The organism is Glycomyces mayteni, assembly GCF_042428885.1.
GTDB lineage: Bacteria > Actinomycetota > Actinomycetes > Mycobacteriales > Micromonosporaceae > Glycomyces > Glycomyces mayteni.
The window spans coordinates 1-770 of record NZ_JBHMBP010000017.1; the positions used below are offsets into that span (position 1 = coordinate 1).

Here is a 770-nt window from a genome sequence, read left to right on the forward strand (position 1 = left end):
CGTGGGCAATACCACTAATGAATGTTCTGTCTAACTTAATCGCATCAAATGGAAATTCTCTTAGATAGTTGAGAGAGGAATATCCAGTCCCAAAATGGCTTTGTTGAATAAATCGAACTTTTGCTGAGTTGAAGGATCAGATCACGTATCTTCCCGACAACGCAGACCGTTCCGTGGCAAAGCAAAAGTTCAAAATCACCAACTGGCCCACCTACAATAAAGCCCTCATCAACCGTGGCTCCATAACTTTCTGGCTGGATGATGAAGCTATTCAGGCCTGGTATGAGTCAGCAACACCTTCTTCACGAGGCAGACCTCAGCGCTATTCTGACCTTGCCATCACGACTGTGCTGGTCATTAAACGCGTATTCAGGCTGACCCTGCGCGCTGCGCAGGGCTTTATTGATTCCATTTTTTCTCTGATGAACGTTCCGCTACGCTGCCCGGATTACAGCTGTGTCAGCAGGCGGGCAAAGTCGGTTAATATCAGTTTCAAAACGCCCACCCGGGGTGAAATCGCACACCTGGTAATTGATTCCACCGGGCTGAAGGTCTTCGGTGAAGGCGAGTGGAAAGTCAAAAAGCATGGCCAGGAACGCCGTCGTATATGGCGTAAGCTGCATCTGGCAGTTGACAGTAAAACACATGAAATCATCTGCGCTGACCTGTCGCTGAACAACGTTACGGACTCAGAGGCCTTCCCCGGGTTAATCCGGCAAACCCACCGGAAAATCAGGTCAGCCGCCGCCGATGGAGCTTACGATACCCGG

Annotated in this window: 1 protein-coding gene and 1 pseudogene; one reads left to right on the forward strand and one right to left on the reverse strand. The window is 50.0% G+C overall.

Going from position 1 to position 770, the window contains the following annotated elements; all coding sequences use genetic code 11:
- Positions 1-94 (reverse strand): annotated as a pseudogene (locus ACFFXY_RS25320) (EAL domain-containing protein); the annotation flags it as partial.
- A 34-nt stretch (positions 95-128) separates the two neighbouring features.
- Between ACFFXY_RS25320 and ACFFXY_RS25325 the strand changes: the two are divergent.
- Positions 129-770: IS5 family transposase (locus tag ACFFXY_RS25325; RefSeq protein ID WP_336145929.1), on the forward strand; the 642-nt coding region annotated here is incomplete at its 3' end.